A 19,891-nucleotide genomic window follows, 5' to 3' on the forward strand; every position below is an offset into this window, starting at 1 on the left:
TAATATAAAGCTAATTTGTAGTATATCAAACAGTCAGGTTTAGATTTTTTCTATGTTATTAAGTAGATTATTGGTTTAATGTATGGCTATTTTATAATTAGGAAAAATAGGGCACAAAAAAAACGAATTGTGAAACACAATTCGTTTTTAATTCTATTTATTTTGTAGCGAAGACGGGATTTGAACCCGTGACCTCAGGGTTATGAATTTTAAGAAAAGTCTTAAATTACCCTTTTTTTATGTTTATTTACATTAGATCGTGTACTGAATTGTGTACTCTGATTTATAATAAAATTTATAACTCAAATCTAAGATAATATTCAAGATAAAAAGAAATAATTTTATTAAAATTAATTAGTTGCCAGTTTTAAATTAATTTATATTTCCTTTAATCAAAAGTTTGGGGAATTCAGAACTTAATGATATTGCCAATTTAATGATCATGTTTTGAGTGATCATTTTTTTTGTCTTCAGTTGATTGATTCATCATCATTTCGTGGTCGTATTTGCAACAACCTGGTAAACCGTCGTAAGCATCTAAATCACCAGCTACTTTTTCGGTATCATAACCTGAAGCTGCGATTGCTTTATGAATTGCCATTACATCGGTTTTTGTATCATCAAAAGATACGTCAATCTTCTTTTTATCGACATCCCAATTCGCACTTGCAACACCTTCAACACCGTTAGCTGCTTTTTCGATGGTACTTTTACACATTCCGCAATTTCCTCTTACACCAAAAGACAGGTCTGTCATTGCTATATCTTTTGACATTTCAGTAGTTGTGGTTTCTGTTTCTTTTTTGGTCTCGTTTTTACAACTTGTTAAGCCTAATGCTGCTATTACAGCGATACTTAAAATTACTCTCTTCATTGTTTAAAATTTAATTGTTATTGTTTTATTATTTGTTTTACTTCACCACAGGTTAGCATTGCTTCGCCATAGTATGGATTGATTACTTTTTCTTCTTTACTCAACCAATATCCACCATTGTTGTTATCTGCCATTGGGCAAAATTCTACATAGACCTTTTCATTGACACCAAATAGTTGTACAGCATTGATTAGATGTGATGATAAATGTTTAAAATGGTCTCTTTGTGATTTTATATCGGACGTTTCAGAAATTGAAGTTGCAGAAGATTTTATTTCGCCTTCTAATGACATCCAATGGTTATGCGCCTTATTATCTGACAACAATTTCATATCTACTTTATTCAATTTATTTAATAAAGTTGTTGCGTTTGCTGAAGTACTTTTTGAATCTTCTTTTACTAAAGCATCTTTTAAATTGATATACTCATTGAAAACAGCTTTTAACTGCTCTTGAAATTTCATTGATACTTTCAAACGCTGATTCATATTAGTGTGGTCACTTTCTTTGTTGGGTGAATTGTTATCCATACCTAAATGACCATCGTGTCCAGTCATTACTTTACCACCATCTTTATTCATCATAGACTTTTTTCCTTGTAATTGAGCTGCTGCATCAACCGTAAATGTACCGTTAGTCACTATTTCATTTCCAACAAATAAACCTTCTACAACTTCATATTCATTACCAATTTGATTGCCTAATTTAATTTCACGCATTTCAAAAATAGGTTGGTCTGGATTTGTTTTAAGGTACACCACAGAGCGTTCACCTGTCCATAACACAGAAGATGCAGGAATTGTTAATACTCCGTCATTTTTAGCTGTACTGCCTTCAATATTTGCGGTTACAAACATTCCTGGTTTAAATACATCGTCCTTATTGCTTAAAACAACACGTAAGGTTACAGTTCTTGTTTTCGTGTTTAAAACTGGGTCAATGAAATCTACTTTACCTTTAAACTCTTTATTAGGATAAGCATTGGTTGTTATCATCACTTCCTGTCCTTTTTTAAAGCGGTCAATCTGATTTTCATACACATCAAAGTTTCCCCAAACTGTGTTGAGATTGGTAATTTTTAATAAGGGTTGTCCTTGTTTAATATAATCACCTTGCTCTACCAGTTTTTCTGTGACAGTTCCTGAAACGGTTGCATACACAGGAAAGTTTTCTTTTACTTTTTGGGTTTCTTCAATCTGATTGATTTGCTTGTCAGAGAGCTTCCATAATTTGAGTTTATTACGGACTGCTTTGTATAAAGCAGGTTGTGATTCTTTTAAAGATGCTGCTGTAATTAATTCTTGTTGTGCTGCATAGAGTTCTGGCGAATAAATGGTTGCCAATAATTGACCTTTACTAACTTCTTCGCCTGTAAAACTCACATTCAAACTTTCAATTCTTCCAGCGAAATAACTTACCTGTACTGCATTGGCTTCTTCGTTTTCAGCAATTTTACCAGATAATTTGATAGTATTGCCTTCAACATTGCCCTTACCAACAGTAGTTGTTTGAATATTAGCTAAAGCCATAGCGTTTTCAGTCAATTTGAATTGGTCTGCTAATAAACCATCACTCCCACCATCAGCAGGAATTAAATCCATACCGCAAATAGGACAATCGCCTGGTTCTGGTTGCATAATTTGAGGATGCATAGAGCACGTCCAGAGTTGATTGGTTTCTGAAATAGCATCTTGTTTATGGTCTAATGCTTTATTTGATGAACCTCCAAAAATGAACCAACCCAACAGCAAGCCTATTATGAATATTCCAATGTATATGACTACCTTATTATTTTTCATTTTCTAATCGTTTTATCATTGCTTTCATTTCTTCAATTTCCTTCTTTTGTGCTTTAATAATGTCTTCTGCTAATTTTTTAACTTCTGGGTCTTGAATATCTGCTCTTTCACTTGTTAAAATAGCGATAGAATGATGTGGTATCATTGCTTTCATCCATAGGACATCGTCAACTGTAGATTTCTGGTCGCGAACTAGTCCTAAAGCACTAAAAAAAAGAACTATGCTGCCAATAACAATACCCAAGTTTTTCTTTTTATTGGTGTACATGTTTTTCATGAAGAAAAACATAATCAATGCCATAGTAGAAATACCCAGACAAACCATATAAAAGCGTGTTAAGCTAAAATATACATGGTCAAATTCATAAGTATTTAGGTACATGGTGATATACATTGCTATAAAAGATGCTCCTAACATTAAGAAGAATTTTGTGTAATTGCTCATTCCTTTATCGGTGTTTGTATGCTTATTTGTTTTCATAATTTTTGATTTTATAATTAAACTTTACTTTTTCTGTTTTTAAATATTTTTCTAATTGAAGGTGAAGAGGTAAACCACAATAAGAAACCGCTTAATACGGTTAGTAACCCTAAAAGTGAAAAGGCTCTCAAAACAAGGGTATTAAAATTGTCTCTACCTTCGTAGTCCATAGTATGTGTCATCCATAAAAAATCAAACCAACGCCAAGAACGATGTCTTACGGTTTGAAATTTACCATCGTTTACAGAGACATAGGCTTTTAGAGCTTCATCGGTTTTATATGAGATAACATAAGCAGGTAGTAATTTTTCTCGATACTCGTGATGTTTCCCAGTTTTAGTTATATGTTCAACAGATTCTACCTCTAAACCACTTTTCATATGGTTTTTGGCAATATAGAGTGCCTCATCTTGCGTAATACTATTTTTTGGCATACCATCTAAAGCATTATACAACTTGTTTTTATTAATCCAATAGTAAGGTGAATTGCCAATATCCCTTAATTCTATAGTATTTACACCTTCAGCTATACTTAGTTTTGAGGGACTTATTAAATTAATAAATGCTTTGGGTTGATACTCCAAATTTTTAAATTGATCTCCGTGTATTTCATCGATGTCTGTCCAACTGAAGTATAAACCACTAATGGTCCAAAATAGGAATTGAATTCCTAAAAATAGCCCCAAATACCTGTGGGTTTTTCTAATTTTTAAAGCTGTATGCCTTTTTACCATTTTCTATTTTTTAATTGCAAAAGGAAATTCGAGTTTAACTTTTTCCCAAGCCATCGAAATAGTTCCACTTTTATCATCTATTTTGTTGACCTTATACACTAAATGTTCTGTGATTTCCTCTGATAATGTTGGTGTAATTTTAAATCGAATAACATCATCTTTTTCGTTATACTCATCTTTACCATGCTGCTCCCAGTTTTTATTAATCATCACAGTCCAGACTCCTTTTGATGGAATTGTAAAAAAACCATATTTCCCTTTAGGAAGCGTTTCGCCATTAATGATTAAATCTTTATTGGTTTCTAACCATGTAGCCATATGAGCGCCTGCTTGCCATACTTGGTCATAACCAACTAATCCGCCAAAAATGATTCGGTCTCTTACTCCTGGTGAAGAATAATCAATATGAATATGGGCATCACCTATCATTGCCATCGTTTCAGTATGTGGACTTAACGGTTTTTTCTTTGGCTCTTCTACTTTTTCAGTTGCTTTGTTATGATCATGTTTTAGCTTTACCGTACTTGATTTTTCATTTTTGCAACTCACTATTGTAAGCATTATGACAATAAATAGGGTTAGATTTTTCATTAGTTTTTTATTTATAGTTATACTTTTATTGTTCTTAATCTTAATGCGTTTGCTATTACCGAAACAGAGCTAAAACTCATTGCTAAAGCTGCTATCATTGGCGAGAGTAATATTCCGAAAAATGGGAACAAAACACCTGCTGCAATGGGTAAACCTATTGTGTTGTAGATAAGTGCAAAAAACAGGTTTTGTTTAATGTTTTTCATTACTGAAACACTTAAATTTCTTGCTTTTACAATACCATGTAAATCACCTTTTACGAGTGTTATCATCGCACTTTCTATCGCTACATCTGTTCCTGTACCCATAGCAATACCAATATCGCTTTTAGCCAATGCTGGTGCATCATTAATTCCATCACCTGCCATAGCAACTACTTTTCCTTTTTCTTGCAGTTTTTCTACTTCTTTGAGTTTATCTTCTGGTAGCATACTGGCTTTAAAATCTGCTAGATTAAGTTCTGATGCTACTGCCTGTGCTGTATCTTGATTATCGCCTGTAAGCATTATAACATCGATGCCTTTATCTTGAAGTGCTTTAATCGCTTTGGCACTCGTTTCTTTTATTTTATCTCTTATAACTACATACCCAACAACGGTTTCCTCTATTGACAAATAAGAAACTGTTTTACCTTGTTTTTGGTAAGATTTAGCTTCATCTCTCATTTTAGAAGTAATATCTGCTTTGGCATATTCCATCATTTTAGGGTTACCTAATGCTACTTGTTTACCATCAATTTTAGCTTCAACACCTTTACCTGTGACTGCACTAAAATCTTCGGACTTTAAAATTTCTGTGTTATGTTCTTTACCATATTCAATTGTGGCTTCTGCTAAAGGATGTTCGCTATTGGTATTTAATGAAACGATGTATTGTAACACTTCTTTTTCGCTTAAAGTATCATTAAAAGCACCAACGGTTTCAACTGTTGGTTTTCCTTCTGTAATTGTTCCTGTCTTGTCAACGATAAGCGTATTTACCTTATCCATTTTTTCAAGGGCTTCAGCATTTTTAATCAATACTCCATTTTGAGCACCTTTACCTACACCAACCATTACAGACATTGGTGTTGCCAAACCTAAAGCACAAGGACACGCAATGATTAGTACAGCAATTGCATTCACAAAAGCATACACATAAACTGGTTCTGGCCCCCAAATAGACCATACAATAAATGTGATAATAGAAATAAGAACCACAACTGGCACGAAGTAACCCGAAACTCTATCTGCTAAATTTTGAATAGGTGCACGGCTTCTACTGGCATCATTTACCATATGAATGATTTGTGATAAAAGGGTGTCACCACCAACTTTTTCAGCTTTCATTAAAAAGGATTGATTGCCATTTATTGTTCCGCTACTTACTTTATCCTCTTGAGATTTATTTACAGGAATGGGTTCTCCTGTTATCATAGATTCGTCAATAGTTGTTTTGCCTTCAGTTATCACACCATCCACAGGAATTTTATCTCCTGGTTTCACTTTTAGAATATCATTTAATTCTATCTCGTCAATACTGACCTCAACTTCTTCACCATCAACTATTTTAATGGCTTTATTAGGTGCTAATTTTAGTAACTCTTTTACAGCCGAATTGGTTTTACTATGTGCGCGAGCTTCTAACAACTGACCTAAAAGCACTAACGTTAGAATAACTGTTGTTGCTTCAAAATAGACGTGAACTGCGCCTGATTCAGTTTTAAATTGTTCAGGAAATACATCTGGAAATAGCATACCAATTACGCTAAACAACCAAGCCACACCTGCACCGATTCCAATGAGTGTAAACATATTGAGATTCCACGTTTTTATGCTTCTATAGGCACGCTCAAAGAACATCCACGTAGCGTAAAAGACAACTGGGATGGATAATGCAAATTGAATCCAGTTCCAATTTTTCTGTTCCATTATATCATACAAGGGATTGTTGTTGAGCATTTCGCTCATTGCAATTACGAAAATGGGTAATGTGAATACAGATGCTATCCGAAATTTCTTTAATAGTTTCTTATACGTTTTTTCCTCTGCTGATCTATTTACTTCCTTTGGTACTAAATCCATACCACAAATAGGACACGAACCTGCTTCGTCTTTTACAACTTCTGGATGCATAGAACACGTCCATTGTTCCTTTGAAGTTGCTGATAGATTTTGTTCTTCCACCAAATCCATTCCACAAACAGGACAATCACCTGGTTCATCATAAGTTTTATCGCCTTCGCAATGCATAGGACAATAAAATGTGCCTGTACCTTTACCTTTGGGTTGTTCTTTCTTTTTGGCTACGGAATGCTGATGCTGTTCACCTTGTTTATGAATACTATATCTGTCACCATCCTTTTTTAAGGCTTCTTGAAACTTTTCTATAGGAATATGCGATTCCATTTCTATGGTAGCTTCTGCCTTTTCTAAATCAACTGTTGCTTTTGAAACACCTTCTACTTTAGAGAGCGTTTCTTCCACGTGACTGCGACAACCGTTGCAAGTCATTCCGTGTATGTGATATGTATGTTTCATCTGTTGTTATCTATTTTTTAATGGTCAGATGTAATTCGTTTATAAAAATCTTGAATAGTTTTATAATAATACATCCGCTCATTTCATTATTGCTGTGTTAAATAATTAATTATTGTTGACTGCAAATAGTAGTTTTTAATAGACTCTATTTGATTGATTTGAAATTTTAATTGCAACTCTTGAATATCCAAAACATCATTAAAATCAATCGTTCCTGTTTCATAGCTTTTGATTAAAATGTCTTCTGCATCCTTGGCTTGCTTTAGATTTTTGGTTTGGGTAGCAAAACTTATTCTTGCTGAAATACGTTCATTAATGGCTTTGTCTAAAAGCGTTTCTAATGCATTTAAACGTTCCTGTTTTTGAGCGGTAATTTCCTTCTGTTGTAATTCATTTTGTTTGGTCTGGGATTTATATTTTGTATTAAAAATTGGGATAGATACCGAAACCATTGGCATTACAATATCCTTTCCGTTATCGCTGAAATCCATATTTGGTCTTTCAGAAACATTAATATAATCTAAACCAAAACCAATCATTGGACTGCTTTCTTTTTGATTCAATAATTCTGATTGCTCTATGGATTGATATAGTTTATCATATTTTATTAATTCAGGATGTAATTCTAGATTTTCAGTAGTTATATCAAAGTCTTCAGAAGGTATCATTAGATTATCAACCACACTAACCGAAACATCATTTTTTCGATTTAATAGGTTATTAAAATTTGTTTGTTCCGCTAAAAATTGTTGTCGCAATACGTCTTTTAATTGCTGCATTTCATTTTGGCGCATTTGCAATCGTAATACATCAACTGCGGATGCCTTACCAACTTCAACTGATGTTAAAGCTAGTGTTTCGTAAGTATTCAAAAGGTTAATGTTTTTAGTTAATACCTTTTGTTTTGATTGGTTAGCATACAAATTATAATATGATTGTGAAACCGAAGCCAATAGTTTTCGCTTGACGATAACAATGTCTTCGTATTTAGCATCCGCCAAAGAATTCACATAATTTTCTCGAAAAGTAATGGTACCAAACCACGGTAACATTTGTTTAACAGATACTTTAAAGCGTTGTGCTCCTGTTCTAGTTTCTGGTTCACTCACAAAATATCCTACACCGAATTCAGTATTAGGAATGGTATTGACTTCGTTTGCTTTTTCATAAGTTCTTTTGTATTGTAACTCAAACTTTTGAATTGAAGGATTGTTTGTTAAGGCTTCATCTATAAGTGTTTCCAATTGTTGTGCATTTCCTTGGAGAACAAAGAATAACGAACAAAGAATAGAGACTGTTTTAATGTGTGATATTATCTGTTTCATTTTACAGTTCTTTTAAGTTGAAATTCGGCTTTCCAGCTATATAAAACTGGGACTACAAATAAGGTTATTAAGGCTATAAGCATTCCACCAAAACTTGGTATTGCCATGGGTATCATTATGTCGCTTCCTCGACCTGTAGAGGTTAATACTGGTAATAGTGCTAAAATGGTTGTAGCTGTAGTCATTAAACACGGTCTGATTCTTTTTTCACCAGCTTCAACAATAGATGCTCTAATTTCCTTTTTATTCTCTGGTGTATTTCTATCAAAAGTTTGCGTTAAATAGGTTGCCATCACTACACCATCGTCTGTTGCGATACCAAATAGAGCAATAAACCCAACCCAAACTGCTACACTTAAATTAATAGGATGCATCTGGAATAAGGCTCGCATATTTTCGCCAGCGACATTGAAGTTTAAAAACCAATCTTGACCATAGAGCCAAATCATTATAAAACCACCTGCAAATGCTACTGCGATACCTGTGAATACCATTAAGGACGTACCCACCGAACGAAACTGGAAATACAGAATTAAAAAAATGATAGCCAATGCTAACGGCACAACAACCGATAAGGTTTTTTCTGCTCGTAACTGATTTTCATACGTTCCTGTGAATGCATAGTTTATTCCTTTTGGAACTATCAATTCACCAGAATCTATTTTTTCTTGAATCAATGCTTGTGCATTTTCAACAACGCTTACTTCTGCAAAGCCATCTAATTTATCAAATAAGACATAACCTACCAAAAAGGTATCTTCACTTTTAATAACTTGTGGACCTTGTTCATAGCGAATAGTTGCCAATTCGCTTAATGGCACAGGACTACCTTTTTCAACTGGCACATAAATCTGTTGTAAGTCGGTTGGGTTTGCTCGTAATTCTCTTGGGTATCGCACTCGTACACCATATCGTTCTCGACCTTCTACGGTTTGGGTTAAGACCATACCACCAACTGCTATTTTTAATACATCTTGAACATCTTGTATCGAAATGCCATAACGTGCAATTTTCTCTCTATTAATATCAATTAACAAATAGGGTTTACCAACAATACGGTCTGCAAAAACAGCCTCTTTTTTAACACCTTCAGCTTGTTTGATGATGTTTTCTAATTGCACACCAAACGCTTCAATCTGCTTTAAATCTTGACCTTTTACTTTAATACCCATTGGTGCTCGCATACCTGTTTGAAGCATCACTAATCGGGTTTCAATAGGTTGTAGTTTTGGTGCAGAGGTAACACCTGGCAATTTGGTGACTCTTACAATTTCATTCCAAATATCGTCTGGAGATTGTATTTCTGGTCGCCAATTACGGTAGAACTCGCCATCACCGTCTGGAATGAGTTGAGACCTTTCGACTGCGCTCAAGGTGACATTTTCAATAGTATTTGGATTTGCGATGAATCGTCCATCTTTCAATTCATACATACCATCATCATTGACTTTGTAGCGTTGGCGTTGTCCGTTTTCATTCAGCATATACTCTGGTTTGTACTGAATGATATTTTCATACATTGATAGTGGTGCTGGGTCTAAAGCTGATTCTGTTCTACCTGCTTTACCAACTACGGTTTCAATCTCTGGAATACTGGCTACTGCCATATCTAACTGTTGTAAAACACGCTTGTTTTCTTCTACACCAGAGTGTGGCATCGAAGTTGGCATTAATAAAAAAGAACCTTCATTTAACGATGGCATAAATTCTTTGCCTGTGTTTTTCATAATGAAAACACCTGCAATTACAATAGCTGTTGGGACAGACAAAAAGAGCAATTTATTATTTAAACACCACCTTAAAATGCGTGTGTAGTATTTTATGAATAATGAGAAAACACCTAATAAACCAAAGCAAATAATACTAACGAAAATAAGATTCCAGAAAATGCTTTTATCCACTCCTAATGGTCTCCAATATTCGGCTAACAAGAATACTATTGCTGATGCTGAAATAATAATATTGATAAAATTTGCTTGCTTGTCTGTTATCTTATTTTGAAGATTGAGACCTGCTGTAATTCCAAAAGCAATTAATATCAATCCTAACCAATACCCAGAGACTATGGCTACGATACCTAATACTATTAAAACGCCATTTAAAACATATTTAAAGTGTGATTTAAGACTTTTCTTTCTGAATAAAAATGCAGCAAACGGTGGAATTAAAAACAACGCTACTATTATAGATGCTGTTAATGCAAAAGTTTTTGTGAAGGCTAATGGCCTGAATAGTTTACCTTCCGCACCAATCATTGTAAATACAGGAATAAAACTAATAATAGTTGTCATAACTGCGGTTACGATTGCACTGGACACTTCAGCTGTTGCGTTATAAACTACTGTGTTAATTGGGATGAGATTCCCACTTTCGTGGGAACGATTCTCGTTTAAATGCCGAATAATATTTTCTGAAAGTATGACACCAACATCGACCATTGTTCCGATAGCAATTGCAATACCAGATAATGCGACAATGTTGGCATCTACACCAAAGAGTTTCATCGCTATAAATACCATTAAAACCGCTACTGGTAGTAGTCCAGAAATTAATACGGAAGCTCGAAGATTAAACACCATAATAATTATTACTAAAATGGTAATCAATATTTCAAGAGTTAAGGCTTCATTGAGTGTACCTAAAGTTTCTTGTATCAGTTCTGTTCTGTCGTAAAAAGGCACTATGGTAACTTGTGATGTTCTACCATCCGCTAATACTTTTGAAGGTAATCCAGCACTTAATTCATTAATTTTTTCCTTTACGTTATTGATAACTTCCATTGGATTTGCGCCATAACGAGCTACCACAACAGCACCAACAACCTCTGCGCCTTCTTTATCTAATAATCCACGTCTTGTTGCAGGACCTAATGAAACTTTACCAATATCCTTTAACCTAATTGAAGTATAATCTTCTGAAGTGACTACTGCATTTTCGATGTCTGAAATGGATTTCACATAACCCAAACCACGAACTAAATATTCGGCTTGGTTAATTTCCAAAGTCTGTGCACCAATATCCTTATTACTTTCCTTAACAGCTTTTACAACGTGATGCAATCCAATATTATACTGACGCATTAGTTCTGGATTTACGTCCACTTGATATTCTTGAACATAACCACCAATTGAAGCTACCTCAGAAACACCACTTGCAGAAGATAAGGCATATTTAACATAGTAATCTTGAATACTTCTTAGTTCGTGTAAATCCCAACCACCAGTTACAGTTCCTTTTTCATCTCTACCTTCTAAAGTGTACCAGTATATTTGACCTAAGCCTGTTGCATCTGGGCCCAATGCAGGATTTACATCGCTTGGGAGTAATCCACTAGGTAATGAATTTAGTTTTTCTAGGATTCTACTTCGACTCCAGTAAAACTCTATGTCTTCTTCAAAAATGATATAGATGCTTGAAAAGCCAAACATAGAAGAACTACGTATAGTTTTGACACCTGGAATACCCAATAATGAAGTAGTTAATGGGTAGGTAATTTGGTCTTCTATATCTTGAGGTGAACGACCATCCCACTTTGTAAATACAATTTGTTGGTTTTCACCTATATCTGGTATTGCATCTACAGCAACTGGATCACTTGGTAAGAAACCTGTATCCCAATTAAATGGTGCATTAACCGTTCCCCATCCTACAAAAAGAACGAGTAGCAGAACTGCTACGAGTTTGTTTTCTATTAAAAATTTGATGCTTTTATTGAGCATTGGCTTTGATTATTAAACAGTTAGACATTGGTGTAATGAAAACACCGAATACAGCGAATTATCCTTACAACATTGCAGTCATAGGATAAAAAAGTCTATTGTTTAAAAATCAAATTAAGTATGTTTCGTCAATCTTGTAGAGTTGCCTTATGACGAGTGGCGGTTTATATTCTTCGTAAGTAAAAACGTTATTTTCTAAACCTTTAAAAATGTTACTATAAGTGTAAACAAATGAAGCTATAAATACTTGTTGCTCAAATGTTATTTTGTCAACTTGCAATTGTAGTTCTTCTTGACCTTCAATTGCTAATTGTGCATCATCACAACAATTTTTCTTGTTAATAGAACATCCTTCGGTTATAGGCTTTTCCATTTCCATGCCACACCCTTTGGCTTTATGATAAATTGCAGTTTCGACTAAAGTATCTCCGCAATAATGCATATTCAGAGTAAATGACATTGTAGAGAATAAGACTACAAAAGTCATTACTAAAGACATTATTTTATGGAAAAATTGTTTCATATTTATTGCGAAGTTACGAAATTTTACCAATTATTGATTTTGTTTAACAGAAGTTTAATTGACTAATCTGCTTAATCCCATATCATTCGTTGTAATCTAACTGCATTCAAAATTGCTAATAATGCTACTCCTACATCTGCAAAAACTGCTTCCCACATTGTGGCTAAACCACCTGCACCTAAAATCAAGACAATAACTTTAACACCAAATGCTAAAATGATATTCTGCCAAACAATTTTACGTGTGGAACGACTTATTTTAATGGCTCTAACAACTTTTGAAGGTTGGTCTGTTTGAATGATAACATCTGCTGTTTCAATAGCTACATCACTTCCTAAACCACCCATTGCAATACCAACGTTACTTGCTGCTAAAACAGGTGCATCGTTAATACCATCACCTATAAATGCTATTTTGTTTTCAGGATTTTTCTTTAAAATTTCTACTTCCTTTAATTTATCTTCTGGCAATAATCCACCTTTAGCATTTGCAATATTTAATTCTTTCGCTACTTGTTGCGTTATTGAATCCTTGTCACCAGAAAGCATCATAATATTTTTGATACCTACTTTGTGTAAATTAGTAATTGTTTCTTTTGCATCCTCCTTTAATTCATCTGCTATTACTACATAACCTGCAAATTGATTATCAATTGCAACTAATACTATCGATTCTAAAATAGATTCCGTTTCCTTTGGAACATTAATATTATTCGCAGACATTAAGGCTTTATTGCCTACTAAAACTGTTTTATCATTAACAATGCCTTTTAAACCTTTACCTGCAATTTCAGAAACTTCTTTTGCTTCAAAATATTCACCTTCAGCTTTGTACTCTAAAATAGCTTTGGCAATTGGATGCGTTGATAGCTCTTCCATCGCCATTAGGTATTGCATAAATTCGGCTTCATTCCAACCGAATGCTTGCACCTTTTTGATTTTAAATACACCTTTAGTAACTGTTCCTGTTTTGTCCATTACCAAAGTATTTATTTTAGTCATTGCATCTAAAAAAGAAGCTCCTTTGAATAATATTCCGTTTTTTGAAGCTGCTCCTAATCCACCAAAATAACCTAATGGAATGGAAATTACCAACGCACAAGGGCAAGATATTACCAAGAAAATTAAAGCTCTATACAACCAATCTCTAAACACATAATCATCTACAAAAAAGTAAGGTATAAAAGTAACACCAATAGCTAAAAACACTACAATTGGTGTGTAGATACGAGCAAACTGTCTAATGAATAATTCTGTTTTAGATTTACGTGCTGTTGCATTTTGAACCAAGTCTAATATTCTCGCAATAGAACTGTCTTCAAACTTATTGGTTACCTCAACTTCAATAACGCTTTCTAAATTAATACTACCTGCATAAACTTTTTCATCTTTTACGATTGTATCTGGTTTACTCTCACCTGTTAAAGCTGAAGTGTTTAATGATGCTTTTGAGGATAACAACTTACCATCTAAAGGGATTTTTTCGCCTACACGAATTTGAATTTTCTCTCCAATATTTACAGCTTCTGGCGACACACTAACATAATCACCATCACGAAATACATTGGCTTCTTTTGGCCTAACATCCAATAATGCTTTAATATTTCCTTTTGCTCTATTTACTGCTGCGTTTTGAAATAATTCACCTACTGCATAAAATAGCATTACTGCAACACCTTCGGGATATTCACCAATGATAAATGCACCAATTGTAGCAATAGACATTAAAAAGAACTCTGTAAAAACATCACCTTTTTTAATACTATTCCAACCCTCTCTTACGACTGGAAATCCTACAGGTAGATATGCTAAACTGTACCAAGCAATACGAATCCAATCCCTAAAGAATGAAACATCAAAATAATCTAAACCTATTCCAATGATAAGCATTGTAAAACTTATGATAGCAGGTATATAGGTTTTAAATGAACCACTTTCTTGGTGGTCGTGATTATGACCATTATCGTGATTATGTTCTTCTTTAGAAACGGGTTTTAAATCCTTTAAATTAATTTTCTTTTTTTTCATATTTCAGTTTTAAATAATTTTAGACTGACATTACAACCACCTTCTTACTTTTTTCCTATATTTCAAATATTCATTTCCAAATTCTTGTTTCAAAAAGTCTTCTTCCAGTCTAATTTGTGTATTTATACTTATTACAGAAAGTGAGATTATTAATAGTGTAAAGGCATTTGGAATTACCAAAAACAAACCAATATTTGCTATCATAATTCCAAGAAAAATTGGATTTCGTGATATTGAAAACATACCACTAGTTACTAGTTCGGTTTTATTTTTTTCATCTATTCCAATTCGCCAAGAGTTTGCCATTTGTGTCTGTGAAAACCAAACTACAATTAAAGAGAGTATTAAAAAGACCCAACCTATTTTAAATAAAATTTCATTTTCCAAGTACCAAAAGGAAAGTAAGTATTTATACCACTCAATTTTAAAAGCATAAACACCTACCACCATCAGTTCTAAAAATGATATGAAGGTATATATTTTACCATTATATCCGTGAGCATCATCCTTTTTGTTAAATGTTAAAGGGTTAACACCTGTTCTCTGCCATAACAATAAAGACCTTACTACAAAGACGAGTAAAAAATAAAGTATAAAGTAAGCAAACAATATCATTTTATTGATTTTAAGATATTTTAAATAATTTTTCAATATCACTTGGAATAGGCATTCGCTTTAATGGTGGTACGTTTGCACCACCTGTATTACCAAGTGGAACGTGATTAATAAATGATTTCCAACCACCAACAATAAGCCTAATAATTTGACCTAACATTTCTTTAGTATCTTTTTGTCTAAAGCCAAACTTTAGCATTAGCCAATGTGAATAGGTATGTTCTATAGGATAAGATTGACCTATTATATGACTACGTTCTAAATGAAACCAAGCATTACCAAACTGCTTATTTTCTAAACAGAGTTTGTATTGTTTTAATTCTTTGTTATAAGCCTGTTTAAGGTGTTTAGGTATTTTAGTATTAAACTTCATATCTACTAATTTTTGATAAAAGTAGTACAATAGTAAGTGCAATGGAAGTGCATTTGTTATCTACTACATTTATCACAAATACCTTTTACAACCAAGTTTACATTTTCTGAAACAAAGCCATCAGGCACTTTAATTTGTGGTATTTTATGATCTGTTAGGCAAATAGTTTCATTGCAATTGTTACAATGGAAGTGTAGGTGTAAATCGGTTTTTATATCACAATTACATCCTTGTTCACATAATGCATATTTGGTAATTCCAGTTCCATCGTCTATTTGATGTACTATATCTTTTTCTTCAAAAGTTTTAATAGTTCTGTACAAGGTAGTTCTATCTGCTTTTTCAAATGCGTTTTCTATATCACTTAAGGTTACTGCTATCTTTTTTTCAGCAAGAAACTTATAAATTAATAAACGCATTGCTGTAATACGTATTTGTTTTGACTCTAATAATTGTTCTATAGTGTTCATAATTAATCTTGTTCTTTGTTACCAAATGGTTTAATAATAAGGCCTACACTAAATATAAAACCATCTGTTGGCGCATATATTTCTGGGAAAACAGGATTTTCGTGCGGTGGTAATACCAAAGGTGAAAACCTGCTTTGTCTTCTATTTGTAAAATTTTCAAAATTTACAAATACACTTCCTAATTTAAAGTTACGCATTACCAATAAACCCATAGTTACAAAGTCTGTGGTTTCTGTACCATTAGATAAAAACTGTTTGCCAGTATAAAACGTTTCATATCCTATTCGCCATTTTTCAGATTCGTACATCAAAACACTACCTGCATTATGTTTTGCAGTTAATGGTTTCTGTGGATTACCAGGTAAATAATTTAGTTTGGTATCAATAAGTGCATAGTTTAAAAACCATCTAAAATCTTTGTAGGTAAATTTAATATTTGTTTCTGCTCCTTTACTCAAGATTTCATCTGTTGCATTTTCGAACTGAAATAAACCGTTATCTGTTGAATTTAAAAGCAATCCATCTTTAATAGCAGTCACGTAAAATAATTGATTTATAGAAAAACCAATCTCATCAGATAGTCGCGTTTGATAATTGAAATCAAAATTAACGCCATAAGAACGTTCTGCATTGGTGGTAGACTTATCTATACCTAGTACATTTTCAAAGTTAATATATTCTGCTTCTTCTGTAAAAATATCTGGAATCTTATACCCTAAACCTCCACCAATTCTACTTGAAAAACCATTATCATTTTTGTAGAGTAATGAAATTCTTGGAAGTGGAAAGAAACCGAAATCAGTATTGTAATCTGCTCTTAATCCTGTTTCCAATATCCAATTATCTGATAAGTCATAGATATTATTGGCAAATGCACCAAAGGTTACATCTTTTTGGTCTCTTTGTAATGGTAAGTTATCATTTTCATCAAAATTTGAGGTATATAGATTAGCGCCAATTATCCAATCCGTTTTTTCTGATGCTGTGGTATATGAGATTTCAGTAAAAGTATTTGTTTGTTTTCCATCAAAATTAAAATCGGGAACTGTTAAATTCCTATCAAAAAAAGAGACACTATTTTTAAACTCTAATGAACTAACAGCATCTAATTGCGTTTGATATACCAATTGACTGCTTAATCGTTTTGAATTGTTTTCTTCTGTGTATTGATGTATACCCTCTTCACCATTTTCAATTTTATTAATATCACCACCAATTCTATCATCATACGTACCATTTAAACCTAACCAAACTGTTGTGTTCTCTGATGGATAATAAAACAGTTTAGGGTTAAATGAAATTGACGTTGTCTTTGGCAAATTACTAAAGCCATCACCTTCAGGGTCGTATGCTTTTTGATAATGAGCAGAGCCATAAAGTGAAAAACCAAATTTTTCATTCCGTTTGCTATAAAATACATTGGCTGTACTTCCTAATGCTTGTGTTTGCGTGAGCATTATATCTAAAGCAGGTTCAAAATCTGGTGTTTTGGATACCATATTTATTAAACCTGCAATTGCACCACCACCATAAAGTGTTGATGAACTTCCTTTAATAATTTCAAATTGTTGTAGGTCTAAAGGTGGTATTTGTAAAATACTTAACCCACTTGAGAAACCACCATACAATGGAAAACCATCTCTTAAAAGTTGTGTGTACCTTCCATCTAATCCTTGAATACGAATATTGGTGTTACCACTACTTAATGAAGTTTGTTGCATTTGTATTCCTGTACTTTCACGAAGCACCATAGAAATATTAGTAGGGTTCATTATTGCTTTTTCTCCTAATTCTTCAACTCCTATAAATTCGATACGTGTTGGTATTTTTTTTACTGTTCTTGTACTTCTAGTGGATTGCACTACAATGGTTTCTAATTGATTAGCTCCTTCTTTTAATTTAAAGACTAACGCTGTATTACTTGGAATTTGAATTGAAGTCTCAAATGTTTCAAAACCTAAAAATGAAATGATTATTTGGTGCTGACCATCTGGGATTTTTGTAAACTCTGCAATACCATCAAAATTGGTTACTGCTCCTTTTTCTAATGTTTCAAAGTAAACTGTAGCACCCATTAAGGGCTCGTTTTCTTCAGTGACAATTTTAATTTGTATATCGTTTGTTTGTGCCTTAATTGAAAGGCAAAATAATAGCATGAGCTTTATGCTCAATAAGTATTTATTCATTGAATTTTAATTGTAATATTAACTAAATAATTGATTTTATAAATCCTAATAATTTAGCTTATTACTCTTGGTGGTTGCCAAATATTAGATTGGAAATCAAATCTATAAATTGACTGATAAGTAGATATTAATTTTGTAGAAATTCTATTGAAAGTTAATAACTCAAATGTTGCTAAAGGCTCATAAGTTATTGACATACCACAACAATTACAAATACACATACTTGGACAGGTGTCATCACTATCTTCTTGGTGATTGTGGTTCATACTTATTTCATCTTGATGCTGGTCTTCTAAATTTTGACCATCAGAACAAGGCTTTGCCGAAAGCAATAGTATTAATAATGATAATATGATTGTTACAAATTTCACTGTGACAAAGATAGACAAATACTTATGCAATGATTGTGCAAATGTTTGGTATGAAATACAATCAACTACAAGAATTACATAAGTTGCAAATGATTGTGAATTATTGCTTATAAATGAAAACCTAATACTTTTCCGAATTAATTAAATCAACCAAATCTCCACCATCTTCGATATTTGAGGTCTCTAGAATAGTACTACATTGAATGTGAAAACCTTCTAAATTTAATTGTTTTGAAACTTTATTCCATTTATCAAATTCAGTTTTGTCTGGATATGCTATAACATTATATTCTTTTAAGGGGTTTAGTAATTCTTTTTTGAAATTAGACTTACTGCCTGTTGCTAACCAAAGGACTTTTGGCTCTACAATACTCATTATTACAGCAGTCTTTTCTGATTCTACTAAACAAATTGTATTACCTTTTTCGATGTTGTTTATGTTTTGTAATCCAAATAGGCATTGTTGTAACACGAAGTCTTTTAATTTCATTTGTTTATGAATCCAACTAATCCTATTATAAGGTTTCTTAACTCTTTTGCCTGTATTACTGTCATATAACATAATTTTACCACCATGGATTACGTTTTGGGAATCAATTTGCCAGAATACTGTTGCACCATTCCAGTAATTTGTGGTGCCTAATTGAAATTTATTAATTGCATGTAATACTTTTGTTGGATCATAATTTTTAAGTAAATAAGTGATAAAATTATTTTGTTGCTTTATGTTGTTGATGCCGTTATTTACGATATTAATCTGTTGCCTACTGTTGTTGTCTTGTTGATTTATACTAGAAAACTGTTGTAAAACTGTTGTTTTGTGAAACGTTGGTTGCGTTGCAACATGATTAATACTTGCATTATTAACGATACAATTTTTTGAAGGATTTTTAAAGTAACCACATTTGCTTTCCCTATCACATCTACCATCTATATGATTTAAGTATTGCATAGTTTCGTTGTCAATAAATTTGACAAATGTTTTTTTATTGCAATGAGGGCATAAAAACTTCTTACTTGATGGATCCAAACTGTATTTGTAATTTTTACTCATATTATTTCTATTCGTACCAATCGTACCAATTATTTAGTACGAATGGTACGACTTTTTTTTACTACATTCTCTATTAAATATCTAATTGCATCATTATCAGTGAAATCTGGTAATTTGTCTTTTATGTTAATGTTTTTCTTATTCATTTCGCTTTTGAGCATATGAAATAGCTTTGTAAACTCTTCTTCTTGAAGAGCTTTAGCAATTACATATACATCAGAAGCTAACAT

Annotated in this window: 17 protein-coding genes; all 17 read right to left on the minus strand. The window is 32.9% G+C overall.

The genetic code is table 11. From position 1 onward, the window contains the following. Nucleotides 1-433: 433 nt before the first annotated feature. On the minus strand, nt 434-874 hold the full coding sequence (locus MED152_RS00120; RefSeq protein ID WP_015479802.1) for a heavy-metal-associated domain-containing protein: 441 nt from the start codon (nt 872-874) through the stop codon (nt 434-436). 17 nt (nt 875-891) lie between these two features. Further along, nucleotides 892-2,673, minus strand: a complete 1,782-nt coding sequence (locus MED152_RS00125) for an efflux RND transporter periplasmic adaptor subunit (protein ID WP_015479803.1) — start codon at nt 2,671-2,673, stop codon at nt 892-894. After that, on the minus strand, nt 2,663-3,154 hold the full coding sequence (locus MED152_RS00130) for a DUF305 domain-containing protein (RefSeq protein WP_015479804.1): 492 nt from the start codon (nt 3,152-3,154) through the stop codon (nt 2,663-2,665). The genes MED152_RS00125 and MED152_RS00130 overlap by 11 nt, the downstream gene beginning before the upstream one ends. Before the next feature lie 17 nt (nt 3,155-3,171). Continuing rightward, a complete protein-coding gene (locus tag MED152_RS00135) occupies nt 3,172-3,888 on the minus strand; it encodes a PepSY domain-containing protein (RefSeq protein ID WP_015479805.1) in 717 nt (238 codons plus the stop codon). A 3-nt stretch (nt 3,889-3,891) separates the two neighbouring features. Beyond that, nucleotides 3,892-4,323 (minus strand): DUF2911 domain-containing protein, encoded by a 432-nt coding sequence (locus MED152_RS00140; RefSeq protein ID WP_238559144.1) that lies wholly within the window; start codon nt 4,321-4,323, stop codon nt 3,892-3,894. Nucleotides 4,324-4,496: 173 nt separating this feature from the next. After that, nucleotides 4,497-6,998 (minus strand): heavy metal translocating P-type ATPase, encoded by a 2,502-nt coding sequence (locus tag MED152_RS00145; protein WP_015479807.1) that lies wholly within the window; start codon nt 6,996-6,998, stop codon nt 4,497-4,499. 86 nt (nt 6,999-7,084) lie between these two features. After that, nucleotides 7,085-8,323, minus strand: a complete 1,239-nt coding sequence (locus tag MED152_RS00150) for a TolC family protein (protein WP_015479808.1) — start codon at nt 8,321-8,323, stop codon at nt 7,085-7,087. Beyond that, nucleotides 8,320-12,042, minus strand: a complete 3,723-nt coding sequence (locus MED152_RS00155) for an efflux RND transporter permease subunit (RefSeq protein WP_015479809.1) — start codon at nt 12,040-12,042, stop codon at nt 8,320-8,322. The genes MED152_RS00150 and MED152_RS00155 overlap by 4 nt, the downstream gene beginning before the upstream one ends. A gap of 109 nt (nt 12,043-12,151) precedes the next feature. Further along, the gene (locus tag MED152_RS00160; RefSeq protein ID WP_148284785.1) at nt 12,152-12,565 is read right to left on the minus strand and encodes a hypothetical protein; all 414 of its coding nucleotides are present in this window, start codon (nt 12,563-12,565) and stop codon (nt 12,152-12,154) included. A gap of 71 nt (nt 12,566-12,636) precedes the next feature. Next, on the minus strand, nt 12,637-14,592 hold the full coding sequence (locus MED152_RS00165) for a heavy metal translocating P-type ATPase (protein ID WP_015479811.1): 1,956 nt from the start codon (nt 14,590-14,592) through the stop codon (nt 12,637-12,639). Nucleotides 14,593-14,622: 30 nt separating this feature from the next. Then, on the minus strand, nt 14,623-15,207 hold the full coding sequence (locus MED152_RS00170; RefSeq protein WP_015479812.1) for an isoprenylcysteine carboxylmethyltransferase family protein: 585 nt from the start codon (nt 15,205-15,207) through the stop codon (nt 14,623-14,625). A gap of 10 nt (nt 15,208-15,217) precedes the next feature. After that, nucleotides 15,218-15,580, minus strand: coding sequence for a DUF3703 domain-containing protein (locus tag MED152_RS00175; RefSeq protein ID WP_015479813.1), 363 nt, complete (start codon nt 15,578-15,580; stop codon nt 15,218-15,220). Between the two features lie 56 nt (nt 15,581-15,636). After that, entirely contained in the window at nt 15,637-16,050 is a 414-nt protein-coding gene (locus tag MED152_RS00180) for a Fur family transcriptional regulator (protein ID WP_015479814.1), read from the minus strand. A gap of 2 nt (nt 16,051-16,052) precedes the next feature. Beyond that, the gene (locus tag MED152_RS00185) at nt 16,053-18,206 is read right to left on the minus strand and encodes a TonB-dependent receptor (RefSeq protein ID WP_148284786.1); all 2,154 of its coding nucleotides are present in this window, start codon (nt 18,204-18,206) and stop codon (nt 16,053-16,055) included. 83 nt (nt 18,207-18,289) lie between these two features. Further along, a complete protein-coding gene (locus MED152_RS13785; protein ID WP_368085803.1) occupies nt 18,290-18,607 on the minus strand; it encodes a DUF6660 family protein in 318 nt (105 codons plus the stop codon). A 121-nt stretch (nt 18,608-18,728) separates the two neighbouring features. After that, nucleotides 18,729-19,661, minus strand: coding sequence for a DUF6371 domain-containing protein (locus MED152_RS00195; protein ID WP_015479816.1), 933 nt, complete (start codon nt 19,659-19,661; stop codon nt 18,729-18,731). A 29-nt stretch (nt 19,662-19,690) separates the two neighbouring features. After that, on the minus strand, nt 19,691-19,891 hold the full coding sequence (locus MED152_RS00200) for a hypothetical protein (protein WP_015479817.1): 201 nt from the start codon (nt 19,889-19,891) through the stop codon (nt 19,691-19,693).

Source organism: Polaribacter sp. MED152 (genome assembly GCF_000152945.2).
In the GTDB taxonomy this organism is placed as follows: Bacteria; Bacteroidota; Bacteroidia; order Flavobacteriales; family Flavobacteriaceae; genus Polaribacter.

Coding starts and splice junctions, on each gene's coding strand:
- MED152_RS00120 (WP_015479802.1), bottom strand. CDS start 874: ATGAAGAGAGTAATTTTAAGTATCGCTGTAATAGCAGCATTAGGCTTA.
- MED152_RS00125 (WP_015479803.1), bottom strand. CDS start 2,673: ATGAAAAATAATAAGGTAGTCATATACATTGGAATATTCATAATAGGC.
- MED152_RS00130 (WP_015479804.1), bottom strand. CDS start 3,154: ATGAAAACAAATAAGCATACAAACACCGATAAAGGAATGAGCAATTAC.
- MED152_RS00135 (WP_015479805.1), bottom strand. CDS start 3,888: ATGGTAAAAAGGCATACAGCTTTAAAAATTAGAAAAACCCACAGGTAT.
- MED152_RS00140 (WP_238559144.1), bottom strand. CDS start 4,323: ATGGCAATGATAGGTGATGCCCATATTCATATTGATTATTCTTCACCA.
- MED152_RS00145 (WP_015479807.1), bottom strand. CDS start 6,998: ATGAAACATACATATCACATACACGGAATGACTTGCAACGGTTGTCGC.
- MED152_RS00150 (WP_015479808.1), bottom strand. CDS start 8,323: ATGAAACAGATAATATCACACATTAAAACAGTCTCTATTCTTTGTTCG.
- MED152_RS00155 (WP_015479809.1), bottom strand. CDS start 12,042: ATGCTCAATAAAAGCATCAAATTTTTAATAGAAAACAAACTCGTAGCA.
- MED152_RS00160 (WP_148284785.1), bottom strand. CDS start 12,565: ATGAAACAATTTTTCCATAAAATAATGTCTTTAGTAATGACTTTTGTA.
- MED152_RS00165 (WP_015479811.1), bottom strand. CDS start 14,592: ATGAAAAAAAAGAAAATTAATTTAAAGGATTTAAAACCCGTTTCTAAA.
- MED152_RS00170 (WP_015479812.1), bottom strand. CDS start 15,207: ATGATATTGTTTGCTTACTTTATACTTTATTTTTTACTCGTCTTTGTA.
- MED152_RS00175 (WP_015479813.1), bottom strand. CDS start 15,580: ATGAAGTTTAATACTAAAATACCTAAACACCTTAAACAGGCTTATAAC.
- MED152_RS00180 (WP_015479814.1), bottom strand. CDS start 16,050: ATGAACACTATAGAACAATTATTAGAGTCAAAACAAATACGTATTACA.
- MED152_RS00185 (WP_148284786.1), bottom strand. CDS start 18,206: ATGCTATTATTTTGCCTTTCAATTAAGGCACAAACAAACGATATACAA.
- MED152_RS00195 (WP_015479816.1), bottom strand. CDS start 19,661: ATGAGTAAAAATTACAAATACAGTTTGGATCCATCAAGTAAGAAGTTT.
- MED152_RS00200 (WP_015479817.1), bottom strand. CDS start 19,891: ATGTTAGCTTCTGATGTATATGTAATTGCTAAAGCTCTTCAAGAAGAA.